At 63.9% G+C, this 15703-nt stretch carries 15 protein-coding genes and 1 tRNA gene; 5 read left to right on the top strand and 11 right to left on the bottom strand.

Features of this window, described 5'->3' with window-relative positions; all coding sequences use genetic code 11:
* Nucleotides 1-220 precede the first annotated feature (220 nt).
* The 9 genes from BRAS3809_RS03620 to cpdR form a co-directional block, all read right to left on the bottom strand.
* Nucleotides 221-1288 (bottom strand): nickel/cobalt efflux transporter, encoded by a 1068-nt coding sequence (locus BRAS3809_RS03620; RefSeq protein ID WP_008960749.1) that lies wholly within the window; start codon nt 1286-1288, stop codon nt 221-223.
* A 4-nt stretch (nt 1289-1292) separates the two neighbouring features.
* Nucleotides 1293-1571, bottom strand: a complete 279-nt coding sequence (locus BRAS3809_RS03625; protein WP_008960750.1) for a metal/formaldehyde-sensitive transcriptional repressor — start codon at nt 1569-1571, stop codon at nt 1293-1295.
* Nucleotides 1572-1993: 422 nt separating this feature from the next.
* The gene (locus BRAS3809_RS03630) at nt 1994-2518 is read right to left on the bottom strand and encodes an RNA polymerase sigma factor (protein WP_035655211.1); all 525 of its coding nucleotides are present in this window, start codon (nt 2516-2518) and stop codon (nt 1994-1996) included.
* Nucleotides 2515-2724, bottom strand: a complete 210-nt coding sequence (locus tag BRAS3809_RS03635; RefSeq protein WP_008960754.1) for a YgaP family membrane protein — start codon at nt 2722-2724, stop codon at nt 2515-2517. Before BRAS3809_RS03635 ends, BRAS3809_RS03630 begins: the two co-directional genes overlap by 4 nt.
* A 292-nt stretch (nt 2725-3016) precedes the next feature.
* Nucleotides 3017-3580 carry an HD domain-containing protein gene (locus BRAS3809_RS34290; RefSeq protein WP_052523342.1) on the bottom strand — a complete coding sequence of 188 codons (564 nt, stop codon included), beginning with the start codon at nt 3578-3580 and terminating at the stop codon, nt 3017-3019.
* A gap of 90 nt (nt 3581-3670) precedes the next feature.
* The gene (locus tag BRAS3809_RS03645; RefSeq protein ID WP_008960756.1) at nt 3671-4069 is read right to left on the bottom strand and encodes a lysozyme inhibitor LprI family protein; all 399 of its coding nucleotides are present in this window, start codon (nt 4067-4069) and stop codon (nt 3671-3673) included.
* Nucleotides 4070-4315: 246 nt separating this feature from the next.
* Entirely contained in the window at nt 4316-5719 is a 1404-nt protein-coding gene (locus BRAS3809_RS03650) for an ABC transporter substrate-binding protein (protein WP_008960757.1), read from the bottom strand.
* Nucleotides 5720-6819: 1100 nt separating this feature from the next.
* Nucleotides 6820-6894, bottom strand: a tRNA-Val gene (locus BRAS3809_RS03655).
* 164 nt (nt 6895-7058) lie between these two features.
* Nucleotides 7059-7418, bottom strand: a complete 360-nt coding sequence (gene cpdR / locus BRAS3809_RS03660; RefSeq protein ID WP_006610087.1) for a cell cycle two-component system response regulator CpdR — start codon at nt 7416-7418, stop codon at nt 7059-7061.
* Between the two features lie 461 nt (nt 7419-7879).
* On the opposite strand from cpdR, the gene BRAS3809_RS03665 reads away from it, so the two are divergent.
* From BRAS3809_RS03665 to BRAS3809_RS03675, 3 genes are all read left to right on the top strand, one after another.
* Nucleotides 7880-8764, top strand: a complete 885-nt coding sequence (locus BRAS3809_RS03665; protein WP_008960759.1) for an N-formylglutamate amidohydrolase — start codon at nt 7880-7882, stop codon at nt 8762-8764.
* Between the two features lie 489 nt (nt 8765-9253).
* On the top strand, nt 9254-10036 hold the full coding sequence (gene hisN / locus BRAS3809_RS03670; RefSeq protein ID WP_008960761.1) for a histidinol-phosphatase: 783 nt from the start codon (nt 9254-9256) through the stop codon (nt 10034-10036).
* A gap of 138 nt (nt 10037-10174) precedes the next feature.
* Nucleotides 10175-12145: a methyl-accepting chemotaxis protein gene (locus BRAS3809_RS03675; protein WP_008960762.1), complete on the top strand. Its 1971-nt coding sequence runs from the start codon at nt 10175-10177 to the stop codon at nt 12143-12145.
* A 1-nt stretch (nt 12146) separates the two neighbouring features.
* On the opposite strand, the gene BRAS3809_RS03680 is transcribed toward BRAS3809_RS03675, so the two are convergent.
* On the bottom strand, nt 12147-13046 hold the full coding sequence (locus BRAS3809_RS03680) for a LysR family transcriptional regulator (RefSeq protein ID WP_008960763.1): 900 nt from the start codon (nt 13044-13046) through the stop codon (nt 12147-12149).
* A gap of 84 nt (nt 13047-13130) precedes the next feature.
* On the opposite strand from BRAS3809_RS03680, the gene BRAS3809_RS03685 reads away from it, so the two are divergent.
* Entirely contained in the window at nt 13131-13889 is a 759-nt protein-coding gene (locus tag BRAS3809_RS03685) for a sulfite exporter TauE/SafE family protein (RefSeq protein WP_008960764.1), read from the top strand.
* Here the strand turns inward: BRAS3809_RS03685 and BRAS3809_RS03690 are convergent, their stop codons facing one another.
* Nucleotides 13890-14528 carry a LysE family translocator gene (locus tag BRAS3809_RS03690; protein ID WP_008960765.1) on the bottom strand — a complete coding sequence of 213 codons (639 nt, stop codon included), beginning with the start codon at nt 14526-14528 and terminating at the stop codon, nt 13890-13892. It lies immediately after the preceding gene.
* A gap of 165 nt (nt 14529-14693) precedes the next feature.
* Between BRAS3809_RS03690 and BRAS3809_RS03695 the strand changes: the two genes are divergently transcribed.
* On the top strand, nt 14694-15703 hold a 1010-nt coding region (locus BRAS3809_RS03695), incomplete at its 3' end, for an adenylate/guanylate cyclase domain-containing protein (protein ID WP_035655212.1).

The raw sequence follows: 15703 nt of genomic DNA on the forward strand, positions 1-15703 counted from the left end.
CGCAACGACGTCGCCGCGATCGACCTCATCGGCCGAGATCGCGTATCGGGCATAGAGGACCGGCCGCGCGACAAGCGTCAGCAGCGCTGATGAAGAAGGCCAACACAACAATATTAGCTAGCGGCTTTCGGGACCGCGGCGCCGTTCCGGTTATCAACACCATCGGGACAAAGCGCGGTCATGCGACCAGCGCAGTCGTCGCGACGGGGCGGAAGCGGAATCAAATCATCAGTTCGTGCCACCCCGACCAGCCAGTGTAGAGACCGACGAGCACGATCAACACAGCGGAGAGGTAGGGCGCACGGTGTGCGATGCGGCTGAAGCCGCTCCAGCGCCGCTCGATGTGGCGAAGGCTGAGGGCGGCAGCGACGCCGGCCGAGACCATGGTGATCGCGAGGCCGATGCCGAAGCAAATCACCAAAGCGAAGCCGAGACTGAACTGCCTTAATTGGATGCAGAGCAGCAGCACGGTGATCGCCGCTGGGCACGGGATCAGTCCGCCCGTCAGACCGAACAGAACGATCTGGGGCGTCGTCACGGTGCGTCCGGCGAAGCGCTTGCGAATGTCCGCGGCGTGGGCGCGCGCATGCGCGTCGTCTTCCTCGCCAAGATTCATGTGGTCGTGGTCGTGCTCCTCGAACAGAACTTCGGTGCTGTCGCCGATGAGCTCAACGCGGGCCTTGAAGGCGTGCGGCTCGGAAATCTCTTCGACGCTCTCCAGATATCCCTCGCGCTGAACGAAGGCGAACGTGTGCTCCGAGCCGTCCGGACGGATCGTCGTGACGCGGGCGTCGGCGGCGGCCGGCAGGCTTCCGGTTTGGCTTTGGATCCGCCAGCGCGGCGGAACGCCGTCCTCGAAAACCTCGATCGACAGCGTACGGTCCGCAAGCACGACCACCCGCGGCTCGTCGTGGTGATGATGGCCGTGATCGTGCTCTTCGTTCTGCTCGCGCCATGTGCGCCAGATCATCCAGGCGGCGACACCGATGATGATCACGGCGGAGGCGAGTTGCAGATATGCTTCACTGCGTTCGCCCGAGAGGTCATGGCCGAAATACAGACCGAGAAGTGCTACGGCCCAGACGACGGCGGTGTGCGAGATCGTCGCCGACAACCCGAGCAGCACGGCTTGGAAGACCGTCCCGCGGATTGCAACGATGAAGGCGGCCATCATTGTCTTCGAATGGCCGGGTTCGAGCCCGTGCAGCGCGCCAAGCAGGATGGCGCTGGGGATGAAGAGCCATGCATGTGCGCTGCTCTGTTCGAGCAGGGAAGCCAAGTTGGTCATGTGTTCACTTCAAGTAGGTTCGCACCACGTCGATCAGGTCCGCGGCGCCTTTGGCCTTGTACGGATCCTTCTCGGTGGCGGGGTCAACGACGTGATGCCGGATGTGGTCTTCGAGCAGTTCAGTGGTCAGCCCAGTGACGGCCCCGCGGACCGAGGCGACGAGCATCAATACGTCGGTACATCCGAGTTCAGCCTCCAACGCGCGCTCCACGGCCTCCAATTGACCCTTGATCCGTTTCACTCGGCCGAGGAGCTTCGACTTGTTCTTGATCGTATGCGCCATAGCGATAAGATAGGGGGGTACCCTATCTTGGTCAAGAGGGAGGTGTACCATGTGCGTGCCGACCTTGAGTCCGCTCTGGGTCGAAAGCGGCCGTCTAGGAGTATGACGGCATGCTTCCGGTTGAACCTCGATAGCGGATATAGCCGGCTCCGACTTGAATCTTCGAGATAGGCCAAAGCCAAACGTGAACCCGATTACGGCGAGCGCGACGACCGGCGTGCCATGGAAACCAGGCCGATCGACCAGCAGACCGGGCAGCCTCGAAAGGCGATCAACGACACGCCCCCCAGAGCAACCGAACCTAGCACTGCGGGCCAGCCTGCGTCCGTCCCGATCCAAACTGCCGTCGAGAGAGCCGCAATTCCGACAAGACCCCGGATGAGATGCTCGGCGAGTGAACCGCTGACAAACATTTTGACTCCTCAGCGCATCATATATTCACGCACGAGCGCTCGACCGCGATGCAGTCGCGCCTTCACAGTTTCTCGGGTCAGCCCCAAGGATTGCGCTATTTCGCTGATCGTCAATTCGTCCACATCCCGCAAAATGAGCACCTGGCGGTAGTGGCTCGGCAGCGACTGGATCGCGGCAGCGATATCGATGCGAAGTTCTGATTCTGGCCTCTTCGCGAGCTGCAGGTCATTTTCCAAGGAAGAGACGTCATCGGGAAGGCCAATATGCTGCTTTGCCAATCGCAGGCAGGTTCGATGGACGATCTGAAAGAGCCAGATGGAAAAAGCTCCGGCACGTTGGAGACGACCAATACGCCGGTACACGATCCATAACGTTTCCTGAACCGCGTCCTCCACATCGCTCGTCGTGCGACAGGTCCGTCGCGCGTACCGGCGTATGTCGGGCTGCGACATTTTGAGCAGCGTCAGGATGGCGTCAGCGTCCCCGCCTATCGCCGCTTCCGTCGTGCTCGGCAACGAGAACGGGCTGCTCATGGTTCGGCGCGCAGCTTTCGACCTGCGACCGCGCATGCAGGACAGTATCCGAAAACGCCTGTCAGCGCGGTCATGACCCCGACACCGGCGATCAGGTATCCGACAGCCAACCCTTTGAGACCGAGTAGTCCACAAGCAATCATCATCGCGCCGGCCAAGAGCCGGACCCAACTTTCCCAGCCTGCCACGTTCTTCTTGTACAGCATAATAGCCTCCTGCCATTGCAGCGTCGTTTCTGACGCTCCTGGAGACATAGAGGCCTGGAACATGAGAAACGGTTCGCGGCTCCGAAAAAATAGTCCGAGTGCGGCTGGGGTCAAAAGCCGGCGATCGGGGGGCTGCGCGAAAAAGTCTGCTCCGGGTCAAAGCCGCCTTGGCCGTCCATAGTCGCCGATATCCGATTGCACCGGGACGGCGGACGCTGAGGGTAGTTGGCGGAAGATCCGTAATAGGTATGCGCAGGCAGGATCTCCTGCCAATCCGGTTCCGGGACGACTCCTATTGCTCTGGGGCAAAGGCAATGATCTCGACCATGCGGTCAAAGGAGATGCCGTGTTTTTCTGAGTAAAGCTCCAAAATATCGCTCAGATAAGAGCGATCAACGAGCCGACTGCGCAGCGTCGCGTAAGGCTGTTCGCGATCCGTGTCACAGAGCATGGTGCGCCCCAGTCTCTCGTCAATGATTGCAATCGCATCCGCCGCCTTCAGCATGTCGGCGAGTATCGTATCCGCTTGAATTCCCGTGCGGTGATCGTGCGCAGAGATAGCATCTTGAGCTTCCGCGGGGATGTTGTCGCCAAGCCAGCGGACCGTTACCAGACCGTGCTGGCTCCAATTGTCGGATGTATGGAAATAGTCGAGGTCATGGCACAGGCCAACGACCTCCCAAAGATCAGGAGAGGCGGAGAAGCTTGGCGCAAGCATCCTCAGGACGTGGGCTACGAACCGCGAGTGATCGGCCCTTGGCGTATCACCCAAATACTTTCGCACCAACAGATCTGCATCAACGACTGTTAGCATTCGGCCGTCCCCAGCTAAGTTGTTTCGCGCTTCAATTTGCATCAGCGAGATCGGACGTGAAAGGTGGCGCGGTGATCTGTCTTGATATCGACAACGGCATTTGTACCGCGTCACAAGCAACTCACAGGCATTTCACTTGAAAGATTCGGCCATTTTCTGAAGTTCGCCAGCCCTGCGCCTATTCATGTTGGCCGTGCACGAAATCACGCCAGAATCGTAGCCAGTGCTGCCTGGCATACCTCCGGTTTCCAATTGGCATTCGGCCGTCCGATACTCGACCCACAGATGCTGTGCTTTCTCCAACGCCGAGAGCCGGTCGCCCTGCAATAGCTTGGCGAGTCCCCCGTAAGCACGGTTGAGCAGCTTCTTTGACCCATCGAGATCAGAGGTGCAGGTTGCCATCTCAACGGGAGAGGTGGCCTGGGGATGAAGCGCGGCGCACTGATCTTCAGTGCGCTCTTCAGCGCTGGTAGCGATGGAACCTGCGAGCATCGCACCTGTGAGGATTGTTATCCCGATCGATGTGCGCATGCGCCTGCTTCCAATCGTGCCCAGTCGTCCGGTTTCTGCTCGTGATGCTTAGATACCAACAATAGGCCGCGATCGCTGCAGGGCCAACTGTGGAAACACGGCTATTTGTGTTGGCGCCGACGTCCGCATCGGGTCGAAAGATGCCCCAAGCCGCTCGGCACGTCACGCCCGATCGCCGCTCGAAGGCCGACAATCTCAACGCAGTTTGCAGGTCAGCGCGCCGATGCGGTTCATGCGGTCGCATCCCTACCGCCGGGAGGCGAGGGTTGGACCCACCGTCAGCGGCTGATCGGCAGCGCCGCTCTGCAGCGCCTCGCGCCTTTCGGCAACGGCGTGGTTGAACAATTCGAGGACCAGGCCGAACGCGGCCAGGTCGTCCTGGTCGATGGCGCCATCGTCATAGTCCTTGAGAGTCTCGACGATGATCGCGTCGACCTCCCGCTGCCATTGCGAGAGATCCTGTTCAGATGGGGCCTTGCGAACCTCCGACAGCGCGGCGAGAACGCGGCTGCGGCGGCTGGTGTCGTCGTCCGGCTCGTCCCGGTTCAGATAGCGGCGCAGCCATTCGGCGGCCGAACCGATGCCGGAGAGAACGAGCAGGGCAAACCAGAAGTAGTCGCTGTATTTGTCCAGGAAGGTTCGCTCCGTGCCGTTGATCACCGCCGCGGCACCGCGATGCACGGACGGTTCGGTCTCCTTCTCCGTGTCGGGCTTCGCGATGTGGGCCGCGCCGGCAAGGCCTTGCGTGATCGTGTCGCGCACCGCGAACAGTTGCCGGAAGAAGGCCGCCGCCCTGGTTTCGGACAATTCCTTCTTGGCCAGGATCAGGTGGTTCACGCTGATCGTGTCGACCTTGTCCTCCGGCCAGGCCGGCTTGGCGCTGAAGACGCTGCCCGGAATTTCCTCCGCCTCGTAGCGCGGGTGCTTCAGTGCAATGGCTTCGGATGCATCGATGGGAAGGAAGGTGGGAGCGCCGCGCGCCCGGGCCGTCGCGGCGATGGCATCGGCTGTGATCTTGCTGTCGAGCGGGCCGATGGCGAGATACGCGTCGAGCGTGGAGTCCTGCGCGAGCTTTTCGATCTCGTCCGTCCCGAATTGCGCCGTGGCGACCTTGTCCGGCGGCACGCCGGAGCCTTCCAGAATGGTCCGGAGGACGGCGACGTTTGCGCCGGTCCTGCCGACGATGCCGACCTTGTGGCCAGCCAACTGGGCGATCTCGGCGATCTTGCCGTTGGCCTTCTTCCTGGGCTCGTCGCCCCGACGTCCCGAGGACGACCACAGCACCACATAGTTCTTGCGCAGGACGGCGAGCGTTTGCGCGTCGGACGGCATGCCGAGGTCGCCGCGGCCGATGGCGAGGTCGGTCTTGTCGGCGGCCAGCAAAGCAAGCGATTCAGCGGCTCCCCCGGTCGTGATCGGAGCGAGCCTGACGGTCCTGCTTTCGTCAGCGAAGGCGTCGGCCATCGCTTGAACCACCCGCTGATCGTCGCTTCCTGCCGGTCCCACGGCGATCCGGAGCGTGTCGGGCTGCAAGACGTAGAACAGGCCAGCCGCAGCGGCGCCAAAGGCAACAAATCCCAGAACCAGCACGATCAGCAGCCTGCGTTGGCGGCCATCGTGAGCACTCCTGGCGGGATCGGGCGGTGACATCAGCGGACCTTCGTTAGAGTACCTTCGTAAGAGTAACGTCTGTCGGCGACATGCGTGTGGAACTTGGGCGAACCGATGCCGGTCCGCAATGTTCCGCCGCGTCGCGAGCCTTCACGAAAGGCGGATGCTCGGGCGGGCGGTTCCTCGACATCCCCCGTCTCTTTGGGGTCAGAAGCAGCGGCCCGATCACGACGACACAAGCCCGGATCAGCCGCCCTGGACGATGTACGTTCGCGGGTCAGGCCAGCCAAGGACCAGGCCGGCACCGCGACGACATTTCTCTTTCTTTTTTCCAGAAATCATGCTCTAGTGCTGCCGTCCCGTCTCACACGAGGGGCGCTTCACGAACGTCGAGGCGGGATGCGGTGGGCGTGTGGCTGTCGCAGCGTGGTTTGCCACGCAGACGAACGACGGACATGCGCACGGTCAAGTCGCGTGGTCCTGGCATCCCGATGCTGATGTCACGCCTGCGCCGGCGCTCACACGCCGCGCGGGCAACGGTGGCCAGAAAGCCCGGCGCACCGGGGAGAGCGCGAAGCAGCCGTGAAAACCATCGCGCGGGGAATGCCGGGTGTTCTCGGCTGAACCTGTGGTGACTGCCGCCTGCATTTTTTCTGCAGGCGGGCCATGGGTGCGGCCAGCGCCCGGCATTCCCCGTGCCCTCTTCCAAGGAGGGGGACATCGATCCACAAAGCTCGGGCGCGAGAGCGCGCTGCGAGGCAGCGAAGCCATGCTCCGACCCTGTCGTCACACTCTGGCCGCCGTCTTTGCGAGCGAAGCGACCTGTCCGCCAAAGCCCGAAGGGCGACCGCGGAAGCAAGCCAGGAGCACGCACGCGACTCTGGATTGCTTCGTCGCAAGTGCTCCTCGCAATGACGGAGAAGGTGAGAATGACCGAAGCGGTCAGGCATGGATCGCCGGTTCAAGCGCGGGCCTGCCCAGGTCACGGCGCCCGGGCGGCAGCAGGCGCTGCGCGTGCGTTTGGCATGGCCGTCGCCGTGCGAGCCTCCGGCGCCACACGAAGCGCCGCGCGTTCACAACGGAGGATCTTCAATGATTGAGAGATGGGACCAGGCTGGGTCATCGGCCGTTTCGGCCGATGGTGGGCACGACAGGGATCGAACCTGTGACCCCTACCATGTCAAGGTAGTGCTCTCCCGCTGAGCTACGTGCCCTAATCCGTCGAGTCCGTTCGGGTGGGCGTCCCTATATCGGCTCCCACGCAGGCAGGCAAGGACGCAAAATGCCGAAACTGGGAATAATCCGCGGGCCCCGGAGCGACCGGTTCCAGGCGCCGGGCTGCGGAGCCCCGGGCGCCGACGTACCAGCGCCTGGCGCCTCAGGCCGCCAGCATCTTGTTGACTTCGCTCACGAGCTCACGCAGGTGCACCGGCTTGGACAGCACCTTGGCGTTCTTGGGGGCCTCCGAATCGGAGTTCAGGGCGACCGCCGCAAAGCCGGTGATGAACATGATCTTGATGTCCGGATCGAGCTCGGAGGCGCGACGCGCCAGCTCGATTCCGTCCATCTCCGGCATCACGATGTCGGTGAGCAGCATTTCGAACGGCTCCTCGCGCAGCCGCTGATAGGCCGACATGCCGTTGTCGTGGGGCGAGACCTGGAACCCGGCATTTTCCAATGCCTTGACCAGGAAGCGGCGCATGTCGTTGTCGTCTTCGGCGAGCAGGATCTTGTGCATGGTGGGGAGCAGTCTGGTCCGGGTGAGAGGCGGAGCGTTGCCGCCACTAAGCCTGACAGGCGGTAAATTTCGGGTGAAAGATTGCAAGCTTTGATCCGACATCGGCAAGGCAATTTGAGGGCCGAATGTGCGCCATTCGCCCAAAAGCTGCAGGCATGCTCAGAGTTGTTCCAAGCCGGACATGATCTTTTTCATTGCTTTTCGCTTGGCAGAACGGCCCGGATTATCGAAGATGCCGGGTGGCGAGCGAACCGTGCCTGCGTTGTCCTTCGCTCCACGGCCGGAGGATACCGGCACATCGACGGACCCGACCGACGTGAGATGGACGAGCTGACATCGACGGACGTGACATCGACGGACGTGCCATCGACGGACGTGACGGCAAACGACCTGCTATTGACCAACCACGACATCGACCCACGTGACATTGAAGCACGTGACCAAGGGGACGGCGCCCAGAGATGACGGACTTTGAAGGCGAATTGCCGCCGTTCGAGATCTTGGAACCAGCCGCATGGCGCGCGCCCATCATCTTCAACTCGCCACATTCCGGCTCGGTCTACCCTGACGAGTTCCTGCAGGCGTCGCGAATCGACCTGCCGTCGCTGCGGCGCTCGGAAGATTCGTTCATGGACGAATTGATCGCGGGCCTGCTGGCGCGCGGCTTCCCGGTGGTGCGGGTGCATTTCCCGCGCTGCTATGTCGACGTCAATCGCGAGCCCTACGAGCTCGATCCACGGATGTTCACCGGCCGGCTGCCGAGCTTTGCCAACACGCGCTCGATGCGGGTCGCGGGCGGCCTCGGCACCATCCCGCGCGTCGTCGGCGACGGCCAGGAGATCTATCGTGACCGCCTCAGCGTCGACGAGGCGCTGCACCGGATCGAGACGCTCTACAAGCCCTATCACCGCGCGCTGCGCCGGCTGATCAACCGGGTGCACCAGCAGTTCGGCACCGTCGTGCTGGTCGACTGCCATTCGATGCCGTCGGTCGGCGTTTCCCGCGACGAGCCGCGGCGGCCGGACATGGTGATCGGCGACCGCTACGGCACGAGCTGCGCGTCGCTGCTGCCCGATCTGTTCGAGGACGTGCTCGGACGGCTCGGCTATTCGATCGGCCGCAACAAGCCCTATGCCGGCGGCTTCATCACCGAGCATTACGGCAATCCGGCCTCGGGCCTGCACGCGATCCAGATCGAGCTCAATCGCGCGATCTACATGGACGAGCGCAAGCGCGAGCGCGGCCCGCGCTTCGCCCAGGTGGCCTCCGATCTCGCGGTGCTCGCCGAGGTGCTGGCCACGGTGCCGCTCGGCGATCTCGGGCCGTTCCAGGCCGCCGCGGAATAGACGCGTCGCGCGGCGCGATGCGCCGGCGGATCGCCGCGGCACACGCGGCGCAAAAAAAAGGGCCGCTTGAATGACAAGCGGCCCAAGTCTAGGGAGGAAACGCCCAAGGAGGGCAGCGATAACGCGAAGCGCTACCGCACCGCAACAATATGCAGATGCGCTGCACAAAACGCAAGGGCTTTTCTGCCAATCTCCATGCAAAAAACACAGGCCCGGTTTGCATGCCACGCGACCCGCGTCATATTTTCATTAGATTTGTCAATGGCTTCATTAAAAAGTCTGATCAGTGGAAGGCAGCCTGGTGCATTTCGTTTTCGGTTTCGCTTGAGCGCTGGCCAGGCAAAACGCGCGCGATGCGAACACCGGTGGTCACCGAACGATAGCCAAGATGTCACGTCGCCGTTCCATCTCCGGATGCGCACCACAGCGCTTTGAGCTAGGCATGAGCCGGTTCGCGCGCCATCCGATTCCCTCACCGAAGGACGTGTTGTGACGGTCATCGACTTCTCTGCCTTCATCGGTCGCCTGGCGACCGCCTCGGGCGAAACCATCCTCCCGTTCTTCCGGACGTCGCTGCTGGTCGACAACAAGAGCAACCGGCACGATTTCGACCCCGTCACCGAGGCCGACCGCGCCGCCGAGGCGGTGATGCGCCGGCTGATCAAGGCCAACTTTCCCCAGCATGGCATCGTCGGCGAGGAATTCGGCAACGAGCGCGAGGATGCGGACTATGTCTGGGTGCTCGATCCGATCGACGGCACCAAATCGTTCATCGCGGGCTTTCCGACCTGGGGCACGCTGATCGCGCTCCTGCACAAGGGCACGCCGGTGTTCGGCATGATGCACCAGCCCTTCATCGCCGAGCGCTTCGCCGGCGACAACGGCTCGGCCAACTACAAGAACGCCGCCGGCGAGCGCCGGCTGTCGGTACGGCGCTGCGAGCGGCTCGAGGACGCGGTGTGCTACACGACGAGCCCGCTGCTGATGAACGAGAGCGATCGCGCGATCTTCGCCAAGGTCGAGGCCGAGACGCGGCTGTCGCGCTATGGCGGCGACTGCTACTCCTACTGCATGCTGGCGGCGGGTCATCTCGATCTCGTCATCGAGACCGAGCTCAAGCCCTACGACATCGCGGCGCTGATCCCGATCATCAACGGCGCCGGCGGCATCGTGACCAACTGGGACGGCGGCCCGGCGCAGAACGGCGGCCGGATCATCGCCGCCGGCGACAAGCGCGTGCATGAGGCGGCGATCAAGCGGCTCGCGGGCTAATCATCCGCACTGACCGTAGAACTACGTACTAAGCACTTTACCGTGCTCTATTAACCCCTCATTGAGGGGCATTGCCTAGCTTTTCAGCAGATGCAACTAAAATGCACTTCGAATTTTGCTGAACTGGGAATGCTTGCAATGATGGGTCTCTCGTTCCGCCTGACACACAAGATCATGGCCATCGCCCTGATGGGCATCCTTGCACTGATGACCTTCGGTGCGATCTATTGGGCGGGGAGCAAGACCCAGGACGCCTCCCGCGCCATCGCCGCTCAAGCGCGTGACATCGATGACGCCAACCAGAAGCTCGCGACCGACCTGCTCGAGGCGCGGCGGGCCGAAAAGGATTTCCTGCTCCGCCACGACCAGAAATACGCCGCGCGCCATGCCGAATTGAGCGCGGCAATCCAGCGTGATCTCGACGAGCTGGGCCGGAAGAGCCTCTCCACCGGCGACCGACCGATGGTTGACAAGGTCGACGCCGTCAGCAAGGGGTTCGTTGCCTACCGGCAGGAGTTTGCCGAGGTCGAGCGCGCCGAGGTGCGGCTCGGATTGAACGAGACGCTCGGGCTCTCCGGCTCGCTGCGCAACGCCGTGCATGACATCGAGGCCAAGCTCAAGGAGATCAACGATCCCAGGCTGATGAGCGGCATGCTGATGCTGCGGCGGCACGAGAAGGATTTCATGCTGCGTGGCGACGCCAAATACGTCGCTCAGCTGAAGAGCGCCGTCGGTGACTTCTCCAAGGCGCTCGCCGCGACCGACCTCTCGCCGGACTTGAAGTCGGACATCGGCCAGAAGCTCGACAAGTACCAGAAGGACTTCCTCGCCTGGTCCGAGGGCTTCCAGGAGGCGGCGCGCCACAGCGCCGCGATGTCGAAGGCGTTTGCCGGGATCGAACCCTTGATCGCCGAGATCGGGAAGGCGGTCGCCCAGCAATATGCCGCCGCGCAGGCTGCGAATGTCGAGGCCGAGGGCGCCGTGAAGCGCGGCATGCTCTGGACGCTCGGCATCTCGCTCGTCCTGGTCAGCTGCGTGTCTTTCCTGATCGGCCACGGCATTTCCAACGCGATACGCCACATGGTGCAGGCCATGACGCGCCTCGCCGGCGGCGACGCCTCGATCCAGATCCCCGGCATCGGCCGGCGCGACGAGATCGGCGAGATGGCCGGCGCTGTCGAGGTGTTCAAGACCAACATGATCGAGGCCGAGCGGCTGCGCGCCGAGCAGGCCGAGATCGAGAAGCGTCAGGCCGAGCAGCGCAAGGCGGACATGGCGGCGCTGGCGAACAATTTCGAGACGGCGGTCGGCCGGATCATCGAGACCGTGTCATCGGCCTCCACCGAGCTCGAAGCATCGGCGACGACTTTGACGCGGAATGCCCAGCATGGCCAGTCGCTCGCCACCGCCGTCGCCTCGGCCTCCGAGGAAGCCGCCGCCGGCGTACAGTCGGTGGCCTCGGCGACCGAGCAGCTCTCCGCGTCGGTCGGCGAGATCAGCCGCCAGGTGCAGGAATCGGCTCGGATCGCTGGCGAGGCGGTCGGCCAGGCGCGCCGCACCAACGAGCGCGTCAGCGAGCTGTCCAAGGCGGCGACGCGGATCGGTGACGTGGTCGAGTTGATCAACACGATCGCCGGTCAGACCAATCTGCTGGCGCTGAACGCGACCATCGAGGCCGCGCGCGCCGGCGACGCCGGCCGAGGCTTCGCCGTCGTCGCGTCTGAGGTGAAGGCGCTGGCCGAGCAGACCGCGAAAGCGACCGGCGAGATCGGCCAGCAGATCGCCAGCATCCAGTCCGCGACGGCCGAGTCCGTCGACGTCATCAGGGAAGTCTCGGGGACGATCGAGCGGCTGTCTCATATCTCGGCGACCATCGCGGCGGCGATCGAGCAGCAGGGCGCCGCCACCCAGGAAATCTCGCGCAACGTGCAGCACACGGCGCAGGGCACGCAGCGCGTTTCCGACAACATCGTCGAGGTTCAGCAGGGCACCGCCGAAACCGGCTCGGCCTCGGCCCAGGTGCTGTCGGCGGCGCAGTCGCTGTCGGAGGAGAGCAACCGCCTGAAGCTGGAAGTCGGCCATTTCCTCGATACGGTCCGCGCCGCCTAGATCAGCCGACACGCGCGGCCGCGCCGCGCAGGTGCTCGACCAGCAGCTTGGCCGGGCGCGGCAGCGCCTTGAAGCTGCGGGCGCAGATCACGAGGCGGCGGTCGGCCCAGGCGTCGCGCAACGGGACGAGGCTGATCTGCATCGCCTTTGCGCAGCGCCGCGCCGCCGCTTCCGGCACCACGGCGATGCCGATGCCCGCCGCGACCATCTGGCAGATGGCGTCGAAATCGCGCAGCCGCGCCCGGACATGCTGGCGGATCCCGAGCCGCGCTGCGTGACGGCCGATATGGACGTTGAGCGCGGTGCCCTGGGTGAGACCGATGAAGTCCTGCCCCGCGGTCTCGCTGAAATCGATCTGCTTGCGCCCGGCGAACGCGCTCCGTTTTCCGGCCACCAGCACCAGCCGGTCCTCGCCGAACGCAAACCGCTCGATGGTTTCAGGCAGCGCGTGCTCGGCGGCAAAGCCGAGATCGGCGCGGCCGGAAGCCACCGCCTCGGCGATCTCGGTGCTCTCGCGCTCCTCCACGTCGACATTGATCTCGGGATGCGCGCGCAGGAACGCAGCCAGCGCCTTCGGCAGATGCTCGGCCAGGCCGACCGTATTCGCAAGCAGCTGCACATTCGCCCGCTGCCCCGACGCGAAGCCCGACAGGTCGCCCTGCATGATCTCGACATGGGCCAGGATGATGCGGGCGTGATCGAGCAGGCTTTCGCCTGCCGCTGTCAGATCGACGCCGCGACGGCCGCGCTTGAACAGCGCCACGCCGAACGCATCCTCCAGGCCTTTGATGCGGGCGCTTGCCGACGCCAGCGCCAGATGCGCCCGGTCGGCGCCGCCGGTGATGCTGCGGGCCTCCGCCACGGCGATGAACAGCCTGAGATCGACGAGGTCAAACCGCATGTCATTATGCCTCTGTCCTCGCCGAAGGCTGGCTCCGTAACCTCCACATTGTGACGGGGCTGCTCTCAGGTCAATGTTGCTGCCATGACCGACGCCACACCCATCCTCCTCTTCATCGCGTGTGCCCTCACCCTGGCGGGCTTCGTCAAGGGCGCGCTGGGCCTCGGCCTGCCGACCATCTCGGTCGGGCTGCTCGCCGTCGCCATGCCGCCCGGCCGGGCGCTTGCCATCGTGATCGTGCCGGCCGTGATCACCAACATCTGGCAGACATTCGCCGGGCCTTATCTGCGCGATATCGCGAAACGGCTGTGGCCGCTGATGGCGGGCACCGCCATCGGGATCTGCCTCAACGCGAGCGCGCTCAGTCATACGTCCACGCGCTATGGCAACATCGCCCTCGGCGTGCTGCTGATGGTCTATGCGGTGCTCGGCCTCACCCGCTTCGCCTTCAAGGTCGCGCCGCGCCACGAAAAGTGGGTCGGCGGCATCGTCGGCCTGATCACCGGGCTGATCTCGGCCGCGACCGGCGTGCAAGTCGTCCCATCCGTGCCCTACATGCAGGCGATCGGGCTGGAGAAGGACGAACTGGTGCAGGCGCTGGGCGTGTTCTTCACGGTCGCCACCATCACCCTGGCCGTCAACCTGACGAGCTCCGGACTGCTCAGCACAGCCACCGCCCTGCCCGGCGCGATCGCGATGGCTTGCGCCTGTGTCGGCATGTTCGCAGGCCAGGCGGCCCGGTCGAGATTGCCCGCCGAGGCCTTCCGCCGCGTGTTCCTGATCGCGATGATCCTCCTGGGGCTCTATCTCGCGGGCAGCGCGATCGTCGAACTGGTCTGGTGATCAGCGCGTCTCCAGCATCGCGATCCGAACGCCGAGATAGATCAGCAGCCCGCCGATTGCGCGATTCATCCAGAGCATCGTCGCGGCAGAGCGCCGTACGCCACGCGCAGCGTGGGCGGCCGCGACGGCGACGCCGAGGCACCAGATCGTGCCGTTGAAGACAAAAATGATGCCGAGCAGCAGAAAAGCCAGCGCCTGATGCGAAGCGTCAGCTGCGACGAATTGCGGCAGGAAGGCCAGGAAGAACATCGCCACTTTCGGATTTAGGATGTTGGTGAGCGCGCCCTGCCAGAACACCTTGCGCAACCGCACATCCGGCGCAACGGCCGGGCTGTCGTTTGACGTATCCAGCCTGCGCGTCAGGATCTGCGTAACGCCGAGATAGACCAGATAGGCAGCGCCCACCCATTTCACGACCGCGAACGCCGTCGCCGAGGCGGTCAGCAGCGCCGAGAGTCCGATCGCACTCGCGCATGCGTGGACCAGGCAGCCCGCACTGATGCCCAGGGCCGCCGCCGCGCCGCCTGGCCAGCCCATCTGCGCACTGCGGCCGACAATGTAGGCCGTATCGGGACCCGGCATGATGTTGAGCAGCAATCCGGAGACCAGAAACAGCGGCAGATCGTGAATTCCAAGCATGATTGAACGTTTCCTAACACTATCGATCTAAACTTTCAGCCATCGTGAGCCGCTGCGGGTCGGGACTGCAGAACACCCTCGTTCGAAGGTCGCGCGTGCGGCTCGGGAAAAGCAATGGATTCGGCCGCCCGGGCCATGGTATGCGCGAGGCGGGAGCACGACGTGATGGAAAGACGCCTCGCCGCCATCCTTTGCGCCGACGTTGCCGGCTATTCGCGCATGATGGGAATCGACGAGGCCGGGACGCACGCCGCCTTCAAGGCGCACCGCGGCGCCATCCATCCGATCATCCTCAATCATGCCGGCCGCATCCTCAAGCACACCGGCGACGGCTTCCTGCTGGAATTCGCAAACTCCGCCAGCGCGGTCCAGTTCGGGATCGAGATGCAAGGCCTGATGGCGGAACGCAACGCGCATCTGCCGGCTGACCGCAACATGCGCTTTCGCCTGGGCATTCACAGGGGCGAAGTCACGATCGACGATGGCGAGGCGTACGGAGACGGCATCAACGTCGCCGTCAACCTCGAATCCATCGCACCGCCTGGCGGTGTCGCCGTCTCGGGCCGGGCCTACGAGGAGGCCCGCCCCCAGCTGCCGGTCAACTTGAGCCTCGCCGGAAGCTTCCAATTCAGGGAATTTCAGGAGCCTATCCAGGCCTGGACCTGGGAACCCGACAGCGATAGCGGGTTCGGATCCCCAAGAAACGCAACGAGCCTTCCCGCCCAATACCGCACGGCGATCGTCGGCGTGCTGCCGTTCGCCAACCTGTCGGACGGCCCCGACGAATATCTCGCCGACGGGCTTGCCGACGACCTGATCCACGCGCTGTCGCTGCAATCGTTCTTCCGCGTGTTGAGCCGGACCTCGACCTTCCGCTTCCGGGACCGCAACCTCAATCTGCGCCTGATCGCACGCGAGATCGATGCGACCTATCTCATTCAGGGGACGGTCCGGCGCTCGCATGACAAGATCAGGGTGACGGCGGAGTTGATCGTCCCGGAAAGCGGCGCTCAATTGTGGACCGGCCGCTACGATCGAGACCTCGGCGATCTCTTCGCGATGCAGGACGAAATTACCACGAGCCTGTGCGCGGCGCTGATGCCCGAGATCTACCGCGTCGAGGCCTCGGTACCGTTCCGCTCGCCCGCGACCAACCCGACGGCCTGGGATCGTTT

This window comes from Bradyrhizobium sp. STM 3809 (genome assembly GCF_000239795.1).
GTDB lineage: Bacteria > Pseudomonadota > Alphaproteobacteria > Rhizobiales > Xanthobacteraceae > Bradyrhizobium.